This window comes from Pseudomonas sp. PDM24 (genome assembly GCF_019218905.1).
GTDB lineage: Bacteria > Pseudomonadota > Gammaproteobacteria > Pseudomonadales > Pseudomonadaceae > Aquipseudomonas.
In genome coordinates this window covers 1-22,592 of record NZ_JAHUWR010000009.1, presented here as the reverse complement: position 1 = coordinate 22,592, position 22,592 = coordinate 1, and the positions used below count along the sequence as shown (strand labels likewise).

Below are 22,592 nucleotides of genomic sequence, written 5' to 3'. Positions count from 1 at the left end.
TTTCGGTATTACAAAAGCGCTTCTGCTATTGATTCAGCAGGGAGGGAAATTGCCATTACGCACATCGCTGCCAATGATCCGGCAGAGAGGAAAAAAGGTGGAGAGTCGATCTGTAAGCCGGGTTCTGTCTTGAACAGTCATTCGTCTACGATGGCCATCACTGGACATCTTTAGCAACCTACCCGGTCCCAGCGCGGGCCACGCCTTGGGACCCTATTTGGTCTTGCTCCAAGTGGGGTTTACCTAGCCACGAACTGTTGCCAGACGTGCGGTGCGCTCTTACCGCACCTTTTCACCCTTACCGGCGCCGAAGCGCTTAGGCGGTTATTTTCTGTGGCACTTTCCGTAGGCTCACGCCTCCCAGGCATTACCTGGCACTTCGCCCTATGGAGCCCGGACTTTCCTCCCCCCCCTAATTTTCATAGAGGGCAGCGACTGTCCGATCGACTCTCCGCCGCGAAGATTAACGGCAGAGCGGCCGAAGAACAAGCGCTAAAAGCCTCTGGCCGGCGCTGCACATCGGTTTTACTCGCCCTTCTGTTTATCCAGCGCGACCTGATAGAGCACATTCTTGCGTTCGCCGGTAATTTGCGCCGCCAATGCCGCCGCACGCTTGAGCGGCATCTCTTCGAGCAGCAGATTGAGGATACGCATGGCTTCACTGCTGACAGCGCCTTCGGTCTCAGGGGCAGCCCAGCCCGCCACCAGCACAACACACTCGCCACGCTGCTGATTGCTGTCCGATTCGACGAACTCGCGCAACTCGGCCAGCGGCAAGCCTTTAAGGGTTTCGAAGGTCTTGGTCAGTTCACGCGCCAGCAACGCCGGACGCTCGGCGCCGAATACCAGCTCCATGTCTTGCAGGCACTCGAGAATGCGGTGCGGTGCTTCATAGAAAATCAGCGTGCGCGGCTCTTCTTTTACCAGCTCCAGACGAGCCCGTCGGCCGACAGCCTTGGCCGGCAAAAACCCTTCGAAGATGAAACGATCGGACGGCAGGCCCGCGGCCGACAATGCCGCAATCAAGGCGCACGCCCCCGGCACCGGCACCACATTGATTCCTGCGGCACGAGCCTGACGCACCAGGTGATAACCCGGATCGGAAATCAGCGGCGTCCCGGCGTCGGAAATCAACGCCACATCGTCGCCCGCCAGCAGACGCGTGATAAAGCGGTTACCCTCCTCACGCTCGTTGTGCTCATGACAGGCCGCCAGCGGCGTGGGAATACCGAAATGCTGCATCAATCGCTGGGAATGGCGAGTGTCTTCGGCCGCGATCAAGGCGACCTCACGCAGGATCTTCAGCGCACGCGCACTGATGTCGTCCAGGTTGCCGATGGGCGTCGCCACCACATAAAGCGAGCCAGCAGCGGAATTCAAAGCACCTGGAGCAGTCAAAGCGCACACCTCATGATCGGTAAAAAGGCGACATTGTAGCGCGTAGCGGCGCTTGCGATACGCTTCACCCTCCGCGGGTTTTCCAGCGTTATGTGCAGTACTGCAACATTTGTACGAGCTAAATTGATCGATTCACGCCAGTAACATCGCGCCCCGGCCAGCGCTTGGGTACAATTCCACGCTAATTTGATCGAGTATCAGGAACACTACATGATCGCTTGCCTGCGGCTGTTCACTGCCCTCTGCCTCGCTGCCTTGCTGGCGGCTTGCGCCAGCTCGCCCTCTTCCAGCCTTGGCGAACTTCCACGGACCCCGGACGCCAGTATCGAGCAACTGCTCGAACAGGCCACTCGAAGCAAAGATCCGGAAAAAGCCGCTCTATTGCGCTTGAGCGCGGCAGACCTGGCTTATCGCCAGGGCAATGCCGGCCAGTCCGCGCAAATCCTGCAACAGGTGCCGGTGGAACAACTCAAGCCTGGCCAACAAGTCTTCGCCAGCACCCTGGCGGCTGAACTGGCCATGGTCCGCAATCAGCCCAAAGCAGCGCTGACTGCCCTGAGCCATCCGAGCCTGCAACGCCTGAGCGAACTGCCCGTCGAACAACAGGTTCGCACCGGCACCGTTCATGCCCGCGCCCTTGAGGCCGACGGCCAGACCCTGGCCGCCGCACGGGAGCGCATCTTTATTGCGCCGATGCTTGAAGGTGAAGCAGCCAGCAAAAACCACGAAGCGATCTGGACCCTGATCGCTTCGCTGCCGACCGATCAATTGCAGCCGACCACCGACGATGACCTCGGCGGCTGGATCCGTCTGGCGCTGGTGGTGAAAACGGCCGGCACCCTGGAGCAGCAGCAAGCCGCGATCGACAACTGGCGCGAGCAGAATCCAAAACACCCGGCTGCCATCCAGCTGCCGCTGCCACTGACCAAACTCAAGGAGCTGGCCAGCCAGCCCCTGAGCAAGATCGCCCTGCTGCTTCCGCAAGACGGCCCACTGGGTTCGGTTGGCAAAGCGCTACGTGAAGGCTTCATGGCTGCGCACTACCAGGCGCAACAAGCCGGGCAGAAGCCACCAGCCATCGAGTTCTATGACAGCTCGCGCCTGACGTCCCTCGACGAGTTCTATCGCAAGGCCCAGGCCGATGGCGTGCAACTGGTAGTCGGTCCGCTGGAGAAGCCGCTGGTCAAACAGCTCAGCGCCCGCCCGCAACTGCCGATCACTACCCTGGCCCTGAACTACAGCGAAGGCGCACAAGGTCCGGCCCAACTGTTCCAGTTCGGTCTTGCCGCTGAAGACGAAGCCCGCGAAGTGTCTCGCCGTGCACGCGCCGATGGCCTGCATCGCGCCGCGATCATGGTGCCGAAAGGCGAATGGGGCGACCGCGTCTACAAGGCGTTCAGCCAGGATTGGCAAGCCAACGGTGGCAGCATTGTCGCTACCGAGCGCGTCGACCAGCCGGTACAACTGGCCCAGCAGATTGCCGACATGTTCCAGCTGCGCCAGAGCGAAGGCCGTGCCAAGAGCCTGCAAAGCACCGTTGGCTCGCAGGTTGCCGCACAACCTTCGCGTCGTCAGGACATCGAGTTCATCTTCCTGGCCGCGACGCCGCAACAGGCTCAACAGATCAAACCGACCCTGAACTTCCAGTACGCGGGTGATGTGCCGGTTTACGCCACCTCCCACGTATTCAGCGCCAGTGGCGATCAGAACCAGTACAACGACATGAACGGTATTCGCTTCTGCGAAACCCCATGGTTACTGGATGCCAATGACCCGCTGCGCAAACAGGTCACTGCACAATGGCCACAAGCCGGCGGTAGCCTGGGCCGTCTGTACGCGATGGGCGTTGACGCCTATCGCCTGGCACCGCGCCTGGGGCAACTCAAGGCCTTGCCGGATAGCCGCATCCAGGGTCAATCGGGCAGCCTGGGCATGACTCAGAGTCAACGGGTCGAGCGTCAGTTGCCATGGGCAGAGTTCATCAACGGTCAGGTTCAACGCCTGCCGGACACCTCGCGCTGATGCCTGACAGGTCACGCCAGCAAAGCGGTAAAGATGCCGAGCGTCATGCGCTCGAGCATCTTCAGCAACAAGGTCTGCGCCTGCTGGCGCAGAACTGGTTGTGTAAACGCGGCGAGCTTGATCTGGTCATGCTTGATGGCGATACAGTAGTATTCGTCGAAGTACGCTATAGAAAAAACACCCAATGGGGTGGTGCGCTCGATAGCATCGATGGGCGCAAACGGCAGAAACTGATTTTTGCCGCGCAGTATTTTCTTCAGCGCGAGTCGCGTTGGGCCAATTCCCCCTGCCGCTTCGACGTGGTTGCCATCGACAGCAACCTTGATCAGTTGAACTGGTTGCAGAATGCCTTCGACAGCTGATCGCTTGCGTCCCGAACCGGACACCTTCACCCAACACTTTTGCTCTTTGCTTTGCGGGCTGCACATTCATGTGCCGAGTAGCCGCGCTAATTAAGGTCACACAGATGGACATGCAATCGCGAATTCGCCAGCTTTTTCAGGCCAGTATCGACACCAAGCAACAGGCGATGGACGTACTTGCACCGCACATCGAGCAAGCCAGCCAGGTCATGGTCAACGCCCTGCTCAACGAGGGCAAAATGCTGTCCTGCGGCAACGGCGGTTCCGCCGGTGACGCACAGCACTTCTCCTCCGAGCTGCTCAACCGCTTCGAACGCGAGCGCCCGAGCCTGCCCGCCATCGCGCTGACCACCGACAGCTCGACGATCACCTCGATCGCCAACGATTACAGCTACAACGAAATCTTCTCCAAACAGATCCGCGCCCTCGGTCAGCCGGGTGATGTTTTGCTGGCGATTTCCACCAGCGGCAACTCGGCAAACATAATTCAAGCGATCCAGGCCGCACATGATCGCGAAATGATTGTCGTAGCATTGACCGGTCGTGATGGCGGCGGCATGGCGTCACTGCTATTGCCTGAGGACGTCGAGATTCGCGTACCGGCCAACGTTACCGCACGTATTCAGGAAGTCCACCTGCTGGCGATCCATTGCCTTTGCGATCTGATCGACAGCCAACTGTTCGGGAGTGAAGAATGACCCCTAATCGCCTAGGCCTTCTGGCCTTGACCCTGTGCCTTGGCATCAGCGGCTGCACCTCGGTGGTTAACGCCAGCCGTGAAGCGCCGATCGATGATGACCGCGGCACCCGCACCTTCGGCAGCAAGATCGACGACTCCCTGATCGAAACCAAGGCCGGTGTAAACATCGCCAAGGCCGATCCGGACCTGGACAACAACTCGCACATCGTCGTCACCAGCTTCAACGGCGTGGTGCTGCTCGCCGGGCAAACCCCTCGTGCCGACCTCAAGGCCAAGGCCGAACAGGTTGCCGCCTCCGTGCAGCGCGTGAAGAAGGTGCACAACGAGCTACAAGTGCTGCAACCGTCCTCGCTGCTGGCGCGTCAGAACGACACCTGGCTGACCACCAAGATCAAGACCCAGATGCTTACCGATGCCTCCATCCCGGGTTCGCGCATCAAGGTTGTGACCGAAAACGGCATCGTCTACTTGCTGGGTCTGCTGACCAAGCAGGAAGCGGCTCAGGCAACCAATTTGGTACAAGGCGTTTCCGGCGTGCAGAAGATCGTGAAGTTGTTTGAGTACATCGACTGACGCGACTGTAAGCGCTGGTAGAAGCCTACGGTTTGAAAGTGGTGAAGTAATAAAAAAGGCGATCCATTCGGATCGCCTTTTTTATTACTTCACCACCTTCAAACTCGGTCGACCGCTGGGACGCGGCGGCTCACTGTCGGGTGGCGGAACATCATCATCCGGCTCGATCTCTTCCTCGTCTTCCAGAGGCGATTCCATATCGAACACCATGCCCTGACCGTTCTCCCGGGCGTAAATACCCAGGATCGATGCGATAGGCACGTACAGGGTGTGCGGCACGCCACCAAAGCGCCCCTCGAAACTGACTGCCTCGTTGTCCATGTGCAGATGACGCACGGCCGCCGGGGAAACGTTCAGGACAATCTGTCCGTCACTGGCAAAACCCTGAGGCACCTGCACCGATGGATACTCGGAATTAACCAGCATGTGCGGGGTGCAATCGTTGTCCACAATCCACTCGTAGAGCGCGCGGACCAGATAAGGTCGACTGGAGTTCATAGCGGCTCCTTAAGCCTTAGCGCATATCGCGTTCGACACCAGACAGACTCGCCTGGAAAGCCTCACGCGCAAACGAGCGCTCCATATAATCAAGCAGCGGCTTGGCAGGCCGCGGCAGTTCAATACCCAGAATCGGCAATCGCCAGAGTATTGGCAATAGGCAGCAATCCACCAGACTTTGTTCCTCACTGAGGAAAAACGGCTTGTCGGCAAACAACGGCGACACGCCTGTCAGGCTTTCGCGCAGCTCTTTACGAGCCACGACACGGGCTGCTTCCTTGGTCCGCGAATCCAGAATCAGATCCACCAGGCCACACCAGTCACGCTGAATGCGATGAATCAGCAGACGGCTGTTGGCACGCGCCACAGGATAAACCGGCAGTAGTGGCGGGTGCGGGTAACGCTCATCCAGATATTCCATCACCACGGTCGACTCCCACAACGCCAGGTCACGATCGACCAGGGTGGGCAGGCTTCCGTAAGGGTTCACCTCAATCAGTTTAGGCGGCTGGCGACCAGCTTCCACGTAAATGATCTCGGCGCTGACACCCTTCTCTGCAAGTACGATGCGCACTCGGTGGGAATAGTGGTCGGCGGGGTCGGAGTAACAGGCCAACCGATTGGTCACGCCCATGGCGGTCCTCCTCGCTTGTTGAAATTATCGGAAACGGAAAAACACGCGCGCCCAGAGGGCGCCTCCCGTAACGCCTGGATCACCAGACTCGTTACACCTTCAGAGACGCCCCTGGGCGCGCGCGATTAACAGCAATGGCTTACAGCTTTATCAATGGACGTCTTTCCAGTATTCACGCTTGAGCAAGTAAGCGAATACGAAGAAGAACGCCAGGTACAGCAACACATAGGTACCGATGCGCTGATGCTGCAGCTTCACCGGGTTGGCCGAGTAGGCCAGGAAGGTCACCAGATTCTTGACCTTCTCGTCGAACTGCTCTTCGTTCAGCGTGCCGGTTTTCGGCAATACAGTCAGTTGATCGCAGGCTTCATGGGTCAAAGCGGTGCCAGTCAGCGGATCGTATTGCTTCTTGCCGTCTTCGACGACTTGAACTTGTTTACAGCCTACCACTTGACGACCCTGCAGGCCGACCAGAACGTTAGGCATGCCGACGTTCGGGAACACCTTGTTGTTCACGCCCCATGGACGTGACGGGTCTTCATAGAACGAACGCAGATAGCCGTAGAGCCAGTCGGTGCCACGAACACGAGCCACCAGCGTCAGGTCGGGCGGCGCCGCACCGAACCAGGTCTTGGCGTCAGCCGGCTGCATGCCGATGTTCATGTGATCGCCAATCTTGGCGCCGGTGAACACCAGCTTCTCAAGCATCAACTCGTGAGGAATGCCCAGGTCATCGGCGACACGCTCGTAGCGCTGGAACTTCGCGCTGTGGCAGCCCATGCAATAGTTGGCGAACGTACGTGCGCCGTCCTGCATGGCAGCCTTGTCGGAAACGTCGATGTCGACCTTCTCAAGCTCAGGACCACCGTGTTCGGCCGCAAAGGACAGTACAGGCATCGCCGCAAGAATCAGTACAGCAAATAGCTTTTTCATCAGCCAGTCACCCTTTCCGGAACCGGTTTGGTCTTCTCGAGCCTGGTGTAGAACGGCATCAGAATGAAGTAGGCGAAGTACAGGAAGGTACATACCTGCGACAGCAACGTACGGCCTGGCGTTGGCGCCAGAACACCCAACACACCCAGGATCACGAACGAGATGCAGAACACCCAAAGCCAGATCTTGCTCAGCCAGCCTTTGTAGCGCATCGACTTGACCGGGCTGCGATCCAGCCATGGCAGGACGAACAGCACAGCGATGGCCGCGCCCATGGCGATTACGCCCAGGAGCTTGTCCGGAACCGCCCGCAGAATCGCGTAGAACGGTGTGAAGTACCAGACCGGAGCGATGTGCTCAGGGGTCTTGAAGGCGTTCGCCACTTCAAAGTTCGGCTTCTCGAGGAAGTAGCCGCCCATTTCAGGGAAGAAGAACACGATCGAGCAGAAGATGAACAGGAACACCACCACGCCGACGATATCTTTCACGGTGTAGTACGGGTGGAAGGCAATGCCGTCCAGCGGTACGCCGTTTTCGTCTTTGTGCTTCTTGATGTCGACGCCATCCGGATTGTTCGAACCGACTTCGTGCAGCGCCAGAATATGCACCACCACCAGACCGAGGATCACGATCGGCAGGGCAACCACATGCAAGGCGAAGAAGCGGTTCAGGGTAATACCGGAAATCAGGTAGTCACCACGAATCCACTGGGTCAGGTCGTTACCGATGACAGGGATCGCGCCGAACAGCGAGATGATCACCTGGGCACCCCAGTAGGACATCTGGCCCCACGGCAGCAGATAACCCATGAAGGCCTCAGCCATCAACGCCAGGTAGATCAGCATGCCGAACACCCACACCAGCTCACGCGGCTTCTGGTACGAACCGTAAAGCAGGCCACGGAACATGTGCAGATAGACCACGATGAAAAACGCCGAAGCGCCAGTGGAGTGCAGCAGACGCAGGATCGAGCCGTACTCGACGTCGCGCATGATGTATTCGACGGAAGCAAACGCTTCTTCTGCCGACGGGGTGTAACTCATGGTCAGCCAGACACCGGTAACGATCTGGTTGACCAGAACGAGCAGTGCCAGGGAGCCAAAGAAATAGAAGAAGTTGAAGTTCTTCGGGGCGTAGTACTTGCTGAGATGGTCTTCCCACATTTTGGTCGCAGGGAAGCGCGCATCAACCCAATCCATGAACTTGCTCATCACGCTTTCTCCGTATCGACGCCAATGACAATGATGTCATCGGTCTCATAGGAATGCGGGGGAACTGGCAGGTTCAAAGGCGCAGGTTGCGACTTGTAGACGCGGCCAGCCAAATCGTAGTGAGAACCGTGGCAAGGGCAGAAATAACCCCCTACCCAATCCTTGCCCAAGTCTGCAGGTGCCACTTCTGGACGGAAAGTCGGAGAGCAACCCAGGTGCGTGCAGATACCGATCAGCAGCAGAACTTCTGGCTTGATCGAACGCGTCTCCGGGTCGACATAGGTCGGTTGCGTCGAGTTCTTGGAGGTCGGGTCAGACAGCTGGCCCTCGATCTTTTTCAGATTCCCCAGGATTTCCTCGGTACGGCGGACAATGAACACCGGCTGGCCGCGCCACTCAGCAATCATTTGCTGACCTGGCTCGATTTTGCTGACATTCACTTTCACCGGTGCACCTGCGGCTTTCGCCTTGGCACTGGGAAACCATGACCCCACGAACGGGACCGCAGCCCCCACCGCTCCTGCAGCACCCACCACGGATGTGGCTGCTACCAAGAAGCGACGCCGGCCTGCATTCACGCCGTCATTGCTCATTCAGTCCTCTCCCATCAGCTTTGTGGCCTGTTAAATCAGGCGTCTACTAAGTAAAAATCTGAACTTATAAAAATTTTGCCGAATGGTAATGAAAAGCCCCAATCCTGACAAGGTAATTACCGAGGGGCTTCACTGCCAAGCCTTGCAGTATAGGGCTTCTGCGGATGTGGCAAGTTGTCACAGCGCAATTCCTCGATAAATCGCGCCCATAAAAAAACGCCCAGCTTCGCGAGGAAACTGGGCGTTCTTTTTGAACGCGAAAGCGAATTAACGCTTCGAGTACTGCGGACGCTTACGCGCTTTACGCAGACCAACTTTCTTACGTTCAACTTCACGAGCATCGCGAGTAACGAAGCCAGCTTTGCGCAGAGCGCCACGCAGGGTTTCGTCGTACTGCATCAGTGCGCGAGTGATACCGTGGCGGATTGCGCCAGCTTGACCACTTACACCACCGCCGATCACGGTGACGTAGATGTCGAACTTCTCGACAGTCTCAGTCAATTCCAGCGGCTGACGAACTACCATGCGGGCAGTTTCGCGGCCGAAGAAATTATCCAGCGAACGGTTGTTGATGGAGATGTTACCAGTACCCGGACGCAGGAAAACGCGTGCGGTTGCGGTCTTGCGACGGCCAGTGCCGTAATTTTGAGTCGCCGACATAATGAACTATTCCGTTAAAACTTCAGTTCTTGGGGCTGCTGAGCAGTATGAGGGTGTACAGCGCCCGCATAGACTTTCAGCTTACGATACATGTCGCGACCCAGCGGGTTCTTAGGCAGCATGCCTTTGACCGCGGTCTCGATCACGCGCTCAGGGGCTTTAGCGATCAGCTTTTCGAAGTTGATCGACTTGATGCCGCCCGGGAAACCGGAGTGGGAGTAGTAGATTTTGTCGGTGGTTTTAGCACCGGTTACACGAATCTGCTCGGCATTGATAACGACGATGTAATCGCCGGTGTCAACGTGAGGAGTGTACTCAGCTTTATGCTTGCCACGCAGACGGCTCGCGATTTCGGTGGCCAGACGACCCAGGGTCTGACCTGCAGCGTCGACGACAAACCAGTCGCGCTGTACTGTTTCCGGTTTAGCAGTAAAAGTTTTCATTCTTTATAGCCTCAGGGGCCGCCCTGTAAATTAGACGGCGGATCTTACTGAATAGTGCGTACTTTGACAAGTCAAAGGCAGCCGGATACAGACGCTTTCGGGGGCTCGGGTCGGCGCGTCCGTTCAACGGCAAGATTCTTCGGCGGCGGCGCATCACTTCCACTGCAGAAAGAGGTGCGCAATTATGCAGATTGCGAAAAATATTTCAACCTGCTTTTATGATTGTTTTGCCCAAGGAGCACCCGATGGACTATCGCCAGCTAGGCCGAACCAATCTGAACGTGAGTGCAATCTGCCTCGGCACCATGACCTGGGGCGAGCAAAACAGCGAGGCTGAAGCCTTCGCACAGATCGAACGAGCCAAGAGCGCGGGCATCAATTTCATCGACACCGCCGAAATGTACCCGGTGCCACCCAAGGCCGAAACCTACGCCACCACCGAGCGCTACATCGGCAATTACTTCAAAAGTCGCGGCGATCGCGGCGACTGGATCCTGGCGAGCAAGATCGCCGGCCCCGGCAACACCATCGACTACATCCGCGACAAAAACCTCAAGCACAACCGCGAGAACATCGTCCAGGCCGTGGATGCAAGCCTCAAGCGCTTGCAGACCGACTACATCGATCTCTATCAGCTGCACTGGCCTGAACGCAGTACCAATTTCTTCGGACAACTGGGCTACAAGCACACGAGCGAAGTCAACCTCACCCCGCTGGAAGACACCCTCGAAGCACTGGACGAACAGGTCAAGGCCGGCAAGATCCGCCACATCGGCCTGTCCAACGAAACGCCGTGGGGCACCATGCGTTTCCTCGCCCTCGCCGAAGCCCGTGGCTGGCCGCGCGCCGTATCGATCCAGAACCCCTACAACCTGCTCAATCGCAGCTTCGAAGTCGGCCTGGCGGAAATCGCCATCCGCGAACAGTGCGGCCTGCTCGCCTACTCGCCGCTGGCGTTCGGTTTTCTGTCGGGCAAGTACGAAGGTGGCGCGCGTCCGCCCAAAGGTCGCCTGAGCCTCTACAGCCGCTTCAGCCGCTACTTCAATCCTCAGTCAGAGGCAGCGTGCAGCCGTTATGTGGCATTGGCTCGTGAACACGGTCTGGATCCGGCGCAGATGGCACTGGCCTTCGTCACACAGCAACCGTTCGTCACCAGCAACATCATTGGCGCCACCACGCTTGAGCAACTGGACAGCAACATTGCCAGCTTCGAGCTGAAACTTTCCGACGAAGTGTTGGCGGGGATCGAGGCGATTCACCAGGACCATCCGAATCCTGCACCTTGATAGCCAGGTGAAAAGCCTTCGCGAGCAAGCCCGCTCCCACAGTTGATCAGTGTTGATGCACATATTTGTGCATCGACACAGACCCCATGTGGGAGCGGGCTTGCGCGAAGGCGATCTCGAATTCACCACACCATCAAAGCGACCGCGCAATAATCTCCTTCATGATCTCATTGGTCCCGGCATAGATCCGCTGCACCCGCGCATCCGCCCACGCCCGGGCGATCGGGTATTCCCACATGAACCCGTAACCGCCATGCAACTGTACGCACTCATCGAGCACCTTGCATTGCAGGTCAGTGCCCCAGTACTTGGCCATCGCCGCCGTCGGCACGTCGAGTTTGCCTTGCAGATGCAGTTCCAGGCAGCGATCGACAAAAACCCGGCCGATCTGGATTTCGGTCGCCATTTCAGCGAGTTTGAAGCGAGTGTTCTGGAAGTCGGCGATGGCCTTGCCGAAAGCCTTGCGCTCACGGGTGTAATCCAGCGTCCATTGCAACGCCGCTTCAGCTGACGCCAAGCCACCTACCGCGACCGTCAGACGCTCCTGCGGCAGTTCCTGCATCAAGTAAGCGAAGCCCATCCCGGCTTGGCCCAGCAGATTTTCCTTCGGTACCCGAACGTCCTGGAAGAATAGCTCCGAGGTGTCCTGAGCCTTCATGCCGACCTTTTCCAGACGCTTGCCCTTGGCGAAGCCTGGCGTGTTGGCCTCGACCAGAAACAGACTGGTGCCCTTCGCTCCTGCCTTTGGATCGGTCTTGGCCACGACGATCACCAAATCCGCCAGAAAGCCATTGGTGATGAAGGTCTTCGAACCGTTGATCACGTATTCGTCGCCATCCAGCACAGCGGTGGTTTTCACCCCTTGCAGGTCGGAACCGGCACCCGGCTCGGTCATGGCAATCGCGGTGACCATCTCGCCAGACACCAGTTTTGGCAGGTATTTGTGTTTCAGCGCTTCACTGCCGTAATGCAGGATATAAGGCGCAACAATGTCCGAATGAAGTGAAAAACCGATGCCGGTCAGCCCCAGGCGGCCGACCTCTTCGATCACCACCGCACTGTAGAGAAAGTCTGCCCCTAGCCCGCCGTATTCTTCCGGCAGATGCGAACACAGCATCCCCGCCTCCCCTGCCTTGTTCCAGAGTTGGCGGTCGATATAGCCTTGTTTTTCCCATTGCCCATGGAACGGCACGGCCTCTTTTTCGAGGAACGTTCGCACGCTGTCGCGAAAAAGTTCGTGCTCGGAACTGAACAAGGTTCTGGGGATCATGCGGCACCTATGGTTATTGTTAGCCGGAATTGACCTTTAGAGACTAAGCCTCGCTTCCGATACAGGACACTGGACACATCCGACAAAAAATAAGACGATCCAGCCGTCTGGTGACCACTTTCCCCTATAAGAATAAAGTTGAATTATGTCTAACCAAGTCTCCACGCCCTTGCGGCGCGTCAGCATCCTGGCTATCGACCGGGTTTTCGCTTCCACCCTCATGCAAGCCAAGGATTTCTTCCATCTGGCCAGCCTGCGCTATGGCAAACAACTGGGCCACGGCCTGACACCGGCGTTCGAAACCCGGCTGGTCAGCCCCGACGGCAAACCGGTGAACAGCTTCAGCGACGTGATCATGCCGGTGGACGGCGGCCTGGAAAATGCCGACATCATCATCCTTCCCGCGTTCTGGGACGATTTCGACACGCTCTGCAAACGTTATCCACAGGTCCTGCCATGGCTGCGTCAGCAGCATGCACGCGGCGCCGTGTTGTGTGGCGAAGCTACCGGCGTGTTTTGGCTGGCCGAGGCCGGGTTGCTCGATGGCAAGGAAGCGACAACCTACTGGCGCTTCTTCAATGCATTTGCCGAGCGCTTCCCGCAGGTCCAACTCAATCAGGACAAACACCTGACCGACGCCGACAACCTGTATTGCGCCGGCGGCACCACCTCGGCCTGCGATCTCTACATTTATTTGATCGAGCGTTTTTGCGGCGCCAACGTGGCCCAGGCCGTGGCCCGCGACATTCTTTATGAAGTGCAGCGCAGCTATGCGCCGGGGCGGATCGGTTTCGGCGGGCAGAAGCTGCACCAGGACGTGATCATCCTGCAGATCCAGCATTGGCTCGAAGAACACTTCGCCGACAAGTTTCGCTTCGAAGACGTGGCCCGCGAACACGGCATGAGCATCCGCAACTTCATGCGTCGTTTCCAGACCGCTACCGGCGACAAACCGCTGCATTACCTGCAGCGACTGCGCATCGAGACGGCCAAGGGCTTGTTGTCCGGCAGCCGCAAGAGCATCAAGACCATCAGTTATGAGGTCGGTTACGACGACGCGAGTTTCTTTGCACGGCTGTTCCGCCAGCACACGGAGTTGTCGCCAAACCAGTATCGGCAGCAGTTTCAGCAGGCGGCTTAAGGACTGAACACAAATCCAATGTGGGAGCGGGCTTGCTCGCGAAGGCGGTGGTTCAGTCGACATCAATGTTGAATGTCAGACCGTTTTCGCGAGCAAGCCCGCTCCCACATGGGTGCTTCGGTGCGCACAAAAAAGGGCCTGCATTGCAGGCCCTTTTTTATTTTCCGAACCATCCTACGGCTTATGCGCCCGGGACAGGAATTCGTGTGACTGCATTTCCAGCAGACGGCTAAGCGTGCGCTGGAATTCGAAGTTCAGGCGACCGCCGGTGTAGAGGTCTTTGAGCTCGACTTCGGCAGAAATGATCAGCTTCACGTTACGGTCGTAGAACTCGTCGACCATGTTGATGAAGCGTCGCGCGATGTCGTCGGTGGTGACGCTCATCTGCTCGACATCGCTGAGCAACACGGCGTGGAAGATTTTCCCCAGTTCGATGTAATCGTTCTGGCTGCGTGGGCCGTCACAGAGTTCGCGGAAGTCGAACCAGGCCACGTCATCGCAGGTGCGCACGGCACGGATTTCACGGTTCTCGATCACCAGTACATCGTTCTCGATGGCTGCCGTGCATTCCGGCGTCAAGGCCCGGAAGCTCTTGCGCAGGCTTTCCTGGGCAGCGTCATCCAGTGGAAAGTGGAACAGTTCCGCTTGCTCGAGGTGACGCAGACGGTAATCGACGCCACTGTCGACGTTGACGATCTCGGTGTTCTGCTTGATCAGCGCAATGGCCGGCAGGAAACGCGCACGCTGCAGGCCGTCCTTGTACAGGCCGTCGGGCACGATGTTCGAGGTCGCGACCAGGGTCACGCCGTTCTTGAACAACTCTTCCATCAACGTGCCAAGGATCATTGCGTCGGTGATATCGGAGACGAAAAACTCATCGAAACAGATCACTCGCGACTCGTCGGAGAAACGCTTGGCGATGATGGTCAGCGGGTTCTTCTCGCCGCCCAGGGTCTTCATCTCTTCATGCACACGCTTCATGAAGCGGTGGAAGTGAGTGCGGGTCTTTTCCTTGAACGGCAGCGCTTCGAAGAAAGTGTCGACCAGGTAAGTCTTGCCGCGACCAACGCCGCCCCAGAAGTACAGGCCCTTGACCGGCACCTGGTCTTTCTTGCCAAACAGTTTGCCGAGCAGGCCTGGCTTGTTCTGCGAGGCCGCGACCAGATCGTCGTACAGGCGCTGCAAATGGCGCACGGCAGTTTCCTGCGCGGCGTCATGGAAGAATTCCGGGCGTTTCAGATCAGCTTGATATCGTTCTAGGGGCGTCATAATTCGTTAGCAAGGCAACAAAAACGGGCCGTCACTGTAGCGACGGCCCGTGGGAATGGCAATCGGCCCTTGGTCGGACCGAGCCGTTGATTATTCCTGAACCGGTGTCAGGGCAACGCGCAAAGCACCGATGGCAGCGTCGCGAGCAGCGCTGTCGGCGAAGGCCGGGCTGTCGGCAACGCACTCGCCTTCCAGCCAGACGCTGAAGCTCAGGTCTTCACTGCGCACGTCCAAGGCTTGACCGGATTGCAGTTGCTTGGTCACTTGCCCTGCGGTTTTACCGTCGGCGAAATTGCGCGACAGCAACAGTTGCTCGCCATCGGCCGCCAGCAGACGGAAGCGGAAACTGCCGTCATCTTCACGGAAGCTGACGAAGCGCGCGGCTTTCGCGGCTTTCTTCTTGGTGGTCGCTGCAACTTGGGTCTGAGCGACGAAAGAACGCAGGCCGACCGCTTCACGCAGTTCGTGGAGGAACGGCGTCGCAACCGAGCGGGCCTTTTTGGCGCCGAGCTGCAACATGTCTTCCAGATCCGCCGGGCGTTCGATCAGCTGGTGATAACGCTCGCGGGATTCGCCCAATTCGCTGTCGAGCAGTTGGAACAGACGATTCTTCGCCTCGCCCCAACCCAGGCCCTGGAGCAATTCGCTGCGGAATTCGTCGGATTGTGCCGGCGTAGCGAAAGCCTGGAACAAGGTGAACAGGTGCGAATTGTCCGGATCCTTGGCTTCGCCCGGGGCACGGGAGTCGGTGACAATCCGCGAAATCGCGTCTTTCATCTCTTTGGCGCTGCTGAACAACGGAATGGTGTTGTCGTAGCTCTTCGACATCTTGCGACCGTCGAGGCCCGGCAAGGTGGCGACGCTTTCCTCGATCAGCGCTTCAGGCATGGTGAAGAACTCTTTGCCCTGGCCGAACAAGTGATTGAAGCGCTGGCCGATGTCCCGGGCCATTTCCACGTGCTGGATCTGGTCACGACCGACCGGCACCTTGTGGGCGTTGAACATCAGAATGTCCGCAGCCATCAACACCGGGTAACTGTACAAGCCCATGGTGATGCCGGCATCCGGGTCTTCGCCGGTTTCGACGTTCTTGTCCACCGAGGCCTTGTAGGCATGCGCGCGATTGAGCAGGCCCTTGGCGGCCACGCAGGTCAGCAGCCAGGTCAGTTCTGGGATTTCCGGGATGTCGGACTGGCGATAGAACGTCACGCGGTCCACGTCCAGGCCGCCGGCCAGCCAGGTCGCGGCGATTTCCAGACGCGAGCGCTGGATGCGCAGCGGGTCATCGCATTTGATCAGGGCGTGGTAGTCGGCCAGGAAGTAGAACGAATCGGCATTGCTGTCACGGCTGGCGATGATCGCCGGACGGATAGCGCCAGCGTAGTTGCCCAGATGCGGCGTGCCGGTGGTGGTGATGCCGGTGAGGATACGGGTACGAGTCGTCATGGGTAATCGCTTGTCAGACTGCAATCAATTCGAAAGACGCGGCAGGATCAGATCCTTGAGATCGGTCAGCTTGCCATGAAAAAAGTGTCCGCATTCTGCCACTTTCAGCAGCTCATGGGGGCGCTCGAGTGCGTCGGACCAGTCGTAAACGAGCTGCGGATCGATGACTTCGTCGGTTTCCGGCTGGATCAGAGTCAATGTACCTTGTTGCGGCAGTTGATCCTGATCGCCCAAGCGCATGACGGCGGGCGCCACCATGAACAAGTGCTTGAGCTGCTCGCCCTTGGCTTCCAGGCGTCCGCCGAGACTTGCTGCAACAAATCCGCCAAAGGAAAAACCGAACAGAGTCAAAGGTATTTCAGGATGCCTGGCCCGCAGCCACTCGGCCGCCGCCTGGGCATCGTCGACTTCGCCAGTGCCCATGTCGTGCATGCCTTCACTGGCACCGACGCCACGGTAATTGAACCGCAAGGTAATCAAACCGGCGTCGCGCGCGGTGCGTTGCAAGGTCGAGACGACTTTGTTGAGCATGGTGCCGCCCTGCACCGGGTTCGGGTGGCAGATCAGCGCCAGGCCACGTGGCTGCTGCTCGCTATCTAAATACAGGGCTTCCAGTTGGCCGACCGGGCCATCAATCACTACAGGGGTTTCGCGCATAAGCAAGGAAGGAACTCCGTGACCTCGAATCGGGTCGACTCGTCTAGCCAATTGTCTGTGCCAATTCTATTGCGAGTGAATCGCGGTATACAGCGCAGGTTTGAGCCGTTAACGTAAAGCAAAGCCGTTTATAGAGGAAGGACTCGTGGAACACTCGCTCTTAGTTTGGTTGTTGCCGACTCTTGCCCTGGTTGTGGGTGTCGCCATTGGATTCCTGATCGCTCGCCTGGTGCCAAATGCCGCGCCTAGCAGCACGCAACGTCAGCTGGATGACATTCAGGAACGTTTTGACAGTTATCAGAACGAAGTGGTCACCCACTTCAACAGCACTGCAAACCTGGTCAAGAAACTGACTGCGAGCTATCAGGAAGTGCAGGATCATCTCGCCGAGGGCGCCAACCGTCTGGCCCTGGACGAGCAGACTCGCCAACGCTTGCTGGCTGCCTTGCACGCCGACGCGGTGCAGTCTCCACGGGAACGCCTGACGCCACCGCGCGATCAGGAACCGCCTCGCGACTACGCCCCCAAAGCCCCGAACGCGCCGGGCATGCTCGATGAGCATTACGGCCTGAAGAAGTAATCAGGTTTCGCGCGACACAAAAAGCCCTCGGACAAGCGATTGTTCGAGGGCTTTTTTGTTTCTGTTGCTATTTTGCGTTGCCTGTCCGGGCCTCTTCGCGAGCAAGCCCGCTCCCACATTTTGACCGCATACCCCTGAGAGAACTCGGTCGAATGTGGGAGCGGGCTTGCTCGCGAAGAGGCCCTAACTGACAAAAACAAAAAACCGCCCGATCTGTAGAGGATCGAGCGTTTTTTTTGTAAGCCTGGGATTCAGTCAGGCTGTTACTGATATTGCTGAACAGGTTGACCCTGCTGCTGATACTCCTGACCAGGAATCGGCTTCAGGTTGACCTCGACGCGACGGTTCTGAGCCCGGCCATTCACATCACCATTGCTGGCAATCGGGTTATCCGGCCCGGCACCGCGTGCTGTCAGGTTGGCACCGCTGACACCCTGGGAGGTCAGGTAAGTCGCCACACTCTGGGCACGACGCTGGGACAAGTCCATGTTGTGCTGACGGCTGCCAGTGCTGTCGGTGTAGCCGACGATCTCGATCTGGTTCTGGTTGAACTCCTTGAGCGAGCCCGCCAGGTTGTTCAGCGGCTGGTAGAAGCCCGACGCGATGTTCGCCGAATCGGTGGCGAATGTGATGTTGCCCGGCATGATCAGCTTGATCTGATCGCCTTGACGCTGCACTTCAACCCCAGTGTTGGCCATGCTGGCCCGCAATTTTTTCTCCTGCTGGTCGGCGTAGTAACCGTAACCGGCGGCAGAAGCCCCCACCACGGCGGCGCCAATCAGCGCGCCCTTGCCACGGTTATCGTGACTGATGGCAGCACCGGCCAGCGCACCGGCCAAGGCACCGAGGCCACCGTATTTGGCGGTTTTGCTCATGCCCGTAGAGCCGCCATCAGCCTGACCCTGGCTGTCATAAGGGTTCTGCGATGCGCAACCGGACAACAAAGCCACGGCAGTAGCGACAATAATCAAACGACGCGAGGTGAACATGGAGAGCTCCTACTTTTTTTGCATTCTGTGGTGCAGCGGACTTAAGCAATGAACCTTTGCGGGCGTTGGATCATGGCCAACGCCAAAAATTCCGTCGTGCCTTTCACAACTGCATCTTCAGGCTCGTACAAAGGGGTTACCGCGCATTTCATCGCCCAGACACGTGTCCGGACCATGACCGGTCACCACCGTCGCCTCTTCGTCGAGGGTATACAACCGTTGCTTGATCGAACGCACGAGAGTCGCCTGATCGCCTCCCCATAAATCCGTGCGCCCTACCCCTCGCTTGAAAAGCGTATCACCGGCTATCAGCAGCTTAGCCTCTGAAAACCAAAAGCTCATGGAACCTGGCGTATGACCCGGCGTGTGCAACGCCACGCCACACCCGCAAGCCAGCTCCTCATCGTCGGCCAACCAGCGATCTGGCGATGGCACGGGGGTATAAGGCACACCGAACATCTGGCACTGCATCTCCAGGTTGTCCCAGAGGAATTGATCTTCTTTATGCAGATGCAGCGTCGCGCCGGTTTTCTCCTTGAGCTGCCCGGAAGCCAGGAAATGATCCAGGTGCGCGTGGGTGTGGATAATGCTGACTACCTTCAAGCCCAACGCATCAAGGCGCGCGAGGATCAGTTCGTGATTGCCGCCCGGATCGACGACGATGGCTTTTTTGCTGATCGGGTCGCCGATGATTGTGCAATTGCATTGGAGGGGTCCGACGGGGAAGGTTTCGCGGACGAGGGTGGGATTCGCAATGGTCATGGGAAGTCGATGGCCTGTTATTGAACGAAATGCAGAGCGCTTTGCTTAAATTTCTACGTCACCCGCCGATACAGCTCGTCGGGCCAGTTATTTGACGCCACCAAATAAAAAATAGTGGCCATATGATGTCAACGCATCAGTTATGGTGCAAAATCGTACTTTTGTAGCGGTCGCATCCGGGAAGGGCCGCAGCGCACTCAGGAATTTTCGCATGCCTACGCCTCTTGGTTACTCTTTAAGTCTTTCTTCAAAATTGACGGGCTATAAAGCGCTCGACAGCCTGCTTTCCGGATCCTACTGGGTGGGCTCCAATTGGACCATCGACGGCCCGACCAACCTGAGTTACAGCTTTATCGAGCCAAACACTTCCTATTTCGCCATCAATTACAGCGCCGATAACGAATATAACGCGATTTATACCCTTTCCGGCGATCAGAAAAACGGCATCATGAGTGCGCTTGCGGCCTGGAGCGCAGTGGCCAATATCAACTTCACCCAGACCACCGACAACATCTCGAACGTCGGCGACTTGCGTTTCGGTGGCTATGGGTTGATGGGTAATCAAGCAGCTGCCTGGGCGTACACCCCCTCCAACACTCCGCAGGGCGGTGATGTCTGGATCGGCGAGCCGGCCAACGAGTACCCGACCAAGGGTACTTATGACTTTATGACCTACATCCACGAAATCGGTCATGCCCTGGGTCTCAAGCATCCGTTCTCCGCCAATTCGTCAAATAGCACGATTCTCGACCCGGCACTGGACGATGTCCGTTACACGGTCATGAGTTACAACAACTCTTACTCCTATCAGCCGACGACGCCGATGGTGCTGGACATCCTCGCCATCCAGGCGCTGTACGGCGCCAACACCCATTGGCAAACCGGTGACAACGTCTACAGCTGGGAAGCCTACCAACCGGTTTTCGAGACCATCTGGGATGCCGGCGGCAATGACACCATTGATGCGAGCAGCCAGGCGGACAGCGTCAGCATCAATTTAAATGAGGGCACGTACAGTTCCATCGGCCTGCCTCTTCTCACTGGAACTGGGGGATCTATTTTCATCAGCGGTCTGGGCATTGCCTACGGCGCCAAGATAGAAAATGCCACTGGTTCTAACTACAACGACATACTGCGCGGCAACGACCTGGACAACGTCCTGAATGGCGGCACAGGTACGGACTCGATCTATGGCGGTGCCGGCAACGATACCTATTACGTCGACAATCGGGATGACAGGCTCTTCGAGACCGGAACCTCAACCAGCGAAATCGATTCGGTTTTTTCCACGGCCACCTACAACCTGCTTAACAACCAGAACGTGGAAAACCTGACGCTGCAAACCAGCACCAATATCAATGGCTACGGCAACGCGTCGAGTAACGTGATCACCGGTAACGCCGGCAACAACATCCTCGACGGTGACGAAGGGGCCGATACACTGATTGGCGGCGCCGGCAACGACACGTACGTGGTCGACAACGTCGGTGATGTCATCCTCGAGACCAGCACCGTCGTGAGCGAGGTCGACACCGTGCGCACATCGGTGAGCTGGACACTGGGTAACAACCTGGAAAACCTTGAGCTCAGCGGCAGCGCAAACGTCAATGTCGTGGGCAACAGCCAGGGTAACGTCCTGACCGGTAACGCCGGCAGCAACGTACTCGACGGTCAGGGTGGCCTGGACACAATGATCGGGGGTGCTGGCAACGACGTTTACGTCATTGATCAAGTCGCCGAACTGAATCTTGCGAAAGAAAACGCCAATCAGGGCAGCGACACCCTGATTCTCAACTACGGCGTGCAAAACAATACCCTCATCGATTTGAACAGCAGCACACTGAGCAACTTCGAAAACGTCACACTGAACGGTCCAGGCGCCTTTGATGTATTGGGCAATATTAAAGACAACACCCTGATCGGCAACGATTTTGCCAACACCCTGCAAGGCGGGGCAGGCAACGACACCTACGTGATCAACAGCCTGAATGACACGCTGGTCGAACAGGCGAACGAAGGTCGTGACCTGGTACGCACCTCTGTCAGCTACACCCTCGACGCCAACTTTGAAGACGGAGAACTGCTGGGCAGCGCCACTCTGAACCTCGACGGCAATGAACTGAACAACGTTCTGACTGGCAACTCGGGCGATAACATCCTCAATGGTGGCCTCGGTACCGACAAATTGATCGGCGGCGACGGCAATGACATCTACATCGTTGAAAACACCGCTGACGTCATCGTCGAGGGCTGGTTCAACGACTACGATAGCGTTTACGCGCTCACCAGCTACACCCTGGATATTAACCTCGAAGCGCTGACCCTCACCGGCACCGATAACCTCAACGGCACCGGCAACTACAGCGAAAACCGCATCACCGGGAACATCGGCAACAATACCCTTGATGGCGGAGCCGGAGCGGACGCGCTTTTCGGTCTTGTCGGTGATGACACTTACGTTGTCGACAACATCAACGACCAAGTGATCGAGTCTGCCAACGAAGGCCATGATCGGGTACGTACATCAGTCAGCTTCACCTTGGGCGCCAACGTCGAAGACGGCGTACTGCTGGGCAATGCGGCAATCAACCTTAACGGTAACAGTCTCGGCAACGTGCTGACCGGCAACGCCGAAGCCAACACCCTGGACGGCGGCCTCGGCGCCGACACCCTGATCGGTGGCGATGGCGTCGACACTTATTACGTCGACAACGTCGGCGATGCGCTGATCGAAACCGATGCTTCGCTGACCGCGCTCGACCGGGTGTTCTCGTCCATCGACTACACCCTCGGCGGCAACATCGAGAACCTGATCCTCACCGGCAATGCCAACCTCAACGGCACCGGCAGCGCGGTCAACAACCGCATGACCGGTAACGATGGCGTCAACATCCTCGACGGTGGCCTCGGTGCCGACACCCTCATCGGCGGTCTGGGCAACGACACCTACATCATCGACAACCTTGGCGACACCATCACTGAAACCAGCGCACTGGCCGGCGAAACCGACACCGTGCGTTCGTCGGTCAGCTGGACGCTGGCCGCCAACGTGGAGAACCTGTTCCTCACCGGCGGCGACAACCTCGGCGGCGCCGGCAATAGCCAGAACAACGTATTGGTGGGCAACACCGGGAACAATACACTCAGCGGCGGTGCCGGTGACGA

22 protein-coding genes and 1 other RNA gene are annotated in these 22,592 nt (G+C 57.8%); 8 read left to right on the top strand and 15 right to left on the bottom strand.

Features of this window, described 5'->3' with window-relative positions; translation table 11 throughout:
- Positions 1 to 97 precede the first annotated feature (97 nt).
- An RNA gene (gene rnpB, locus KW837_RS24980) (RNase P RNA component class A) lies at positions 98 to 451 on the bottom strand.
- Positions 452 to 525: 74 nt separating this feature from the next.
- Complete coding sequence (rsmI, locus tag KW837_RS24975) at positions 526 to 1,398, bottom strand: 16S rRNA (cytidine(1402)-2'-O)-methyltransferase (RefSeq protein ID WP_218398916.1); 873 nt, start codon at positions 1,396 to 1,398, stop codon at positions 526 to 528.
- 210 nt (positions 1,399 to 1,608) lie between these two features.
- On the opposite strand from rsmI, the gene KW837_RS24970 reads away from it, so the two are divergent.
- The 4 genes from KW837_RS24970 (at position 1,609) to KW837_RS24955 (ending at position 5,055) form a co-directional block, all read left to right on the top strand.
- On the top strand, positions 1,609 to 3,420 hold the full coding sequence (locus KW837_RS24970) for a penicillin-binding protein activator (protein ID WP_192345500.1): 1,812 nt from the start codon (positions 1,609 to 1,611) through the stop codon (positions 3,418 to 3,420).
- Positions 3,420 to 3,782: a YraN family protein gene (locus KW837_RS24965; protein ID WP_007904371.1), complete on the top strand. Its 363-nt coding sequence runs from the start codon at positions 3,420 to 3,422 to the stop codon at positions 3,780 to 3,782. The genes KW837_RS24970 and KW837_RS24965 overlap by 1 nt, the downstream gene beginning before the upstream one ends.
- Positions 3,783 to 3,886: 104 nt before the next feature.
- A complete protein-coding gene (locus tag KW837_RS24960; RefSeq protein WP_007904374.1) occupies positions 3,887 to 4,480 on the top strand; it encodes a phosphoheptose isomerase in 594 nt (197 codons plus the stop codon).
- Entirely contained in the window at positions 4,477 to 5,055 is a 579-nt protein-coding gene (locus KW837_RS24955; RefSeq protein WP_008072118.1) for a BON domain-containing protein, read from the top strand. Before KW837_RS24960 ends, KW837_RS24955 begins: the two co-directional genes overlap by 4 nt.
- 84 nt (positions 5,056 to 5,139) lie before the next feature.
- Here the strand turns inward: KW837_RS24955 and KW837_RS24950 are convergent, their stop codons facing one another.
- The 7 genes from KW837_RS24950 to rplM all read right to left on the bottom strand — a co-directional run bounded on the left by KW837_RS24950 (position 5,140) and on the right by rplM (position 10,027).
- Positions 5,140 to 5,553 carry a ClpXP protease specificity-enhancing factor gene (locus tag KW837_RS24950; protein WP_008004998.1) on the bottom strand — a complete coding sequence of 138 codons (414 nt, stop codon included), beginning with the start codon at positions 5,551 to 5,553 and terminating at the stop codon, positions 5,140 to 5,142.
- A 16-nt stretch (positions 5,554 to 5,569) separates the two neighbouring features.
- Positions 5,570 to 6,187, bottom strand: coding sequence for a glutathione S-transferase N-terminal domain-containing protein (locus KW837_RS24945; protein WP_007905304.1), 618 nt, complete (start codon positions 6,185 to 6,187; stop codon positions 5,570 to 5,572).
- A gap of 150 nt (positions 6,188 to 6,337) precedes the next feature.
- Positions 6,338 to 7,120, bottom strand: a complete 783-nt coding sequence (locus KW837_RS24940; protein ID WP_008072119.1) for a cytochrome c1 — start codon at positions 7,118 to 7,120, stop codon at positions 6,338 to 6,340.
- Positions 7,120 to 8,331, bottom strand: coding sequence for a cytochrome bc complex cytochrome b subunit (locus tag KW837_RS24935; protein ID WP_030129766.1), 1,212 nt, complete (start codon positions 8,329 to 8,331; stop codon positions 7,120 to 7,122). Before KW837_RS24935 ends, KW837_RS24940 begins: the two co-directional genes overlap by 1 nt.
- On the bottom strand, positions 8,331 to 8,924 hold the full coding sequence (gene petA, locus KW837_RS24930) for a ubiquinol-cytochrome c reductase iron-sulfur subunit (RefSeq protein ID WP_007905300.1): 594 nt from the start codon (positions 8,922 to 8,924) through the stop codon (positions 8,331 to 8,333). Before petA ends, KW837_RS24935 begins: the two co-directional genes overlap by 1 nt.
- Before the next feature lie 267 nt (positions 8,925 to 9,191).
- Entirely contained in the window at positions 9,192 to 9,584 is a 393-nt protein-coding gene (gene rpsI / locus KW837_RS24925; RefSeq protein ID WP_002555064.1) for a 30S ribosomal protein S9, read from the bottom strand.
- Positions 9,585 to 9,598: 14 nt separating this feature from the next.
- Positions 9,599 to 10,027 carry a 50S ribosomal protein L13 gene (rplM, locus tag KW837_RS24920; RefSeq protein WP_007905295.1) on the bottom strand — a complete coding sequence of 143 codons (429 nt, stop codon included), beginning with the start codon at positions 10,025 to 10,027 and terminating at the stop codon, positions 9,599 to 9,601.
- Between the two features lie 245 nt (positions 10,028 to 10,272).
- Between rplM and KW837_RS24915 the strand changes: the two genes are divergently transcribed.
- Positions 10,273 to 11,313: an NADP(H)-dependent aldo-keto reductase gene (locus tag KW837_RS24915; protein WP_192345498.1), complete on the top strand. Its 1,041-nt coding sequence runs from the start codon at positions 10,273 to 10,275 to the stop codon at positions 11,311 to 11,313.
- Between the two features lie 133 nt (positions 11,314 to 11,446).
- On the opposite strand, the gene KW837_RS24910 is transcribed toward KW837_RS24915, so the two are convergent.
- Positions 11,447 to 12,583, bottom strand: coding sequence for an acyl-CoA dehydrogenase family protein (locus KW837_RS24910; protein WP_008004989.1), 1,137 nt, complete (start codon positions 12,581 to 12,583; stop codon positions 11,447 to 11,449).
- Between the two features lie 244 nt (positions 12,584 to 12,827).
- On the opposite strand from KW837_RS24910, the gene KW837_RS24905 reads away from it, so the two are divergent.
- Positions 12,828 to 13,724: a GlxA family transcriptional regulator gene (locus KW837_RS24905; protein WP_218399024.1), complete on the top strand. Its 897-nt coding sequence runs from the start codon at positions 12,828 to 12,830 to the stop codon at positions 13,722 to 13,724.
- A 174-nt stretch (positions 13,725 to 13,898) separates the two neighbouring features.
- Here KW837_RS24905 and zapE read toward each other — a convergent pair whose 3' ends face one another.
- The 3 genes from zapE to KW837_RS24890 all read right to left on the bottom strand — a co-directional run bounded on the left by zapE (position 13,899) and on the right by KW837_RS24890 (position 17,096).
- On the bottom strand, positions 13,899 to 14,993 hold the full coding sequence (gene zapE, locus KW837_RS24900; protein WP_192345497.1) for a cell division protein ZapE: 1,095 nt from the start codon (positions 14,991 to 14,993) through the stop codon (positions 13,899 to 13,901).
- A 90-nt stretch (positions 14,994 to 15,083) separates the two neighbouring features.
- A complete protein-coding gene (locus tag KW837_RS24895) occupies positions 15,084 to 16,439 on the bottom strand; it encodes a tryptophan--tRNA ligase (protein ID WP_192345496.1) in 1,356 nt (451 codons plus the stop codon).
- A gap of 24 nt (positions 16,440 to 16,463) precedes the next feature.
- On the bottom strand, positions 16,464 to 17,096 hold the full coding sequence (locus KW837_RS24890) for an alpha/beta hydrolase (protein ID WP_218398915.1): 633 nt from the start codon (positions 17,094 to 17,096) through the stop codon (positions 16,464 to 16,466).
- A 145-nt stretch (positions 17,097 to 17,241) separates the two neighbouring features.
- Between KW837_RS24890 and KW837_RS24885 the strand changes: the two genes are divergently transcribed.
- A complete protein-coding gene (locus KW837_RS24885; RefSeq protein ID WP_192345494.1) occupies positions 17,242 to 17,676 on the top strand; it encodes a YhcB family protein in 435 nt (144 codons plus the stop codon).
- Positions 17,677 to 17,939: 263 nt separating this feature from the next.
- Here the strand turns inward: KW837_RS24885 and KW837_RS24880 are convergent, their stop codons facing one another.
- Together KW837_RS24880 and KW837_RS24875 are read right to left on the bottom strand one after the other, a co-directional pair.
- Positions 17,940 to 18,665 carry an OmpA family protein gene (locus tag KW837_RS24880; protein WP_218398914.1) on the bottom strand — a complete coding sequence of 242 codons (726 nt, stop codon included), beginning with the start codon at positions 18,663 to 18,665 and terminating at the stop codon, positions 17,940 to 17,942.
- 117 nt (positions 18,666 to 18,782) lie between these two features.
- Positions 18,783 to 19,427: an MBL fold metallo-hydrolase gene (locus KW837_RS24875; RefSeq protein WP_218398913.1), complete on the bottom strand. Its 645-nt coding sequence runs from the start codon at positions 19,425 to 19,427 to the stop codon at positions 18,783 to 18,785.
- A 211-nt stretch (positions 19,428 to 19,638) separates the two neighbouring features.
- Between KW837_RS24875 and KW837_RS24870 the strand changes: the two genes are divergently transcribed.
- Positions 19,639 to 22,592 (top strand): M10 family metallopeptidase (locus tag KW837_RS24870; RefSeq protein ID WP_218398912.1); only part of this gene is annotated, 2,954 nt, incomplete at its 3' end.

What these genes read in the sequence shown, in the direction of transcription:
- KW837_RS24970 (WP_192345500.1), top strand. Translation starts at nt 1,609, where the DNA reads ATGATCGCTTGCCTGCGGCTGTTCACTGCCCTCTGCCTCGCTGCCTTG.
- KW837_RS24965 (WP_007904371.1), top strand. Translation starts at nt 3,420, where the DNA reads ATGCCTGACAGGTCACGCCAGCAAAGCGGTAAAGATGCCGAGCGTCAT.
- KW837_RS24960 (WP_007904374.1), top strand. Translation starts at nt 3,887, where the DNA reads ATGGACATGCAATCGCGAATTCGCCAGCTTTTTCAGGCCAGTATCGAC.
- KW837_RS24955 (WP_008072118.1), top strand. Translation starts at nt 4,477, where the DNA reads ATGACCCCTAATCGCCTAGGCCTTCTGGCCTTGACCCTGTGCCTTGGC.
- KW837_RS24950 (WP_008004998.1), bottom strand. Translation starts at nt 5,553, where the DNA reads ATGAACTCCAGTCGACCTTATCTGGTCCGCGCGCTCTACGAGTGGATT.
- KW837_RS24945 (WP_007905304.1), bottom strand. Translation starts at nt 6,187, where the DNA reads ATGGGCGTGACCAATCGGTTGGCCTGTTACTCCGACCCCGCCGACCAC.
- KW837_RS24940 (WP_008072119.1), bottom strand. Translation starts at nt 7,120, where the DNA reads ATGAAAAAGCTATTTGCTGTACTGATTCTTGCGGCGATGCCTGTACTG.
- KW837_RS24935 (WP_030129766.1), bottom strand. Translation starts at nt 8,331, where the DNA reads ATGAGCAAGTTCATGGATTGGGTTGATGCGCGCTTCCCTGCGACCAAA.
- petA (WP_007905300.1), bottom strand. Translation starts at nt 8,924, where the DNA reads ATGAGCAATGACGGCGTGAATGCAGGCCGGCGTCGCTTCTTGGTAGCA.
- rpsI (WP_002555064.1), bottom strand. Translation starts at nt 9,584, where the DNA reads ATGTCGGCGACTCAAAATTACGGCACTGGCCGTCGCAAGACCGCAACC.
- rplM (WP_007905295.1), bottom strand. Translation starts at nt 10,027, where the DNA reads ATGAAAACTTTTACTGCTAAACCGGAAACAGTACAGCGCGACTGGTTT.
- KW837_RS24915 (WP_192345498.1), top strand. Translation starts at nt 10,273, where the DNA reads ATGGACTATCGCCAGCTAGGCCGAACCAATCTGAACGTGAGTGCAATC.
- KW837_RS24910 (WP_008004989.1), bottom strand. Translation starts at nt 12,583, where the DNA reads ATGATCCCCAGAACCTTGTTCAGTTCCGAGCACGAACTTTTTCGCGAC.
- zapE (WP_192345497.1), bottom strand. Translation starts at nt 14,993, where the DNA reads ATGACGCCCCTAGAACGATATCAAGCTGATCTGAAACGCCCGGAATTC.
- KW837_RS24895 (WP_192345496.1), bottom strand. Translation starts at nt 16,439, where the DNA reads ATGACGACTCGTACCCGTATCCTCACCGGCATCACCACCACCGGCACG.
- KW837_RS24890 (WP_218398915.1), bottom strand. Translation starts at nt 17,096, where the DNA reads ATGCGCGAAACCCCTGTAGTGATTGATGGCCCGGTCGGCCAACTGGAA.
- KW837_RS24880 (WP_218398914.1), bottom strand. Translation starts at nt 18,665, where the DNA reads ATGTTCACCTCGCGTCGTTTGATTATTGTCGCTACTGCCGTGGCTTTG.
- KW837_RS24875 (WP_218398913.1), bottom strand. Translation starts at nt 19,427, where the DNA reads ATGACCATTGCGAATCCCACCCTCGTCCGCGAAACCTTCCCCGTCGGA.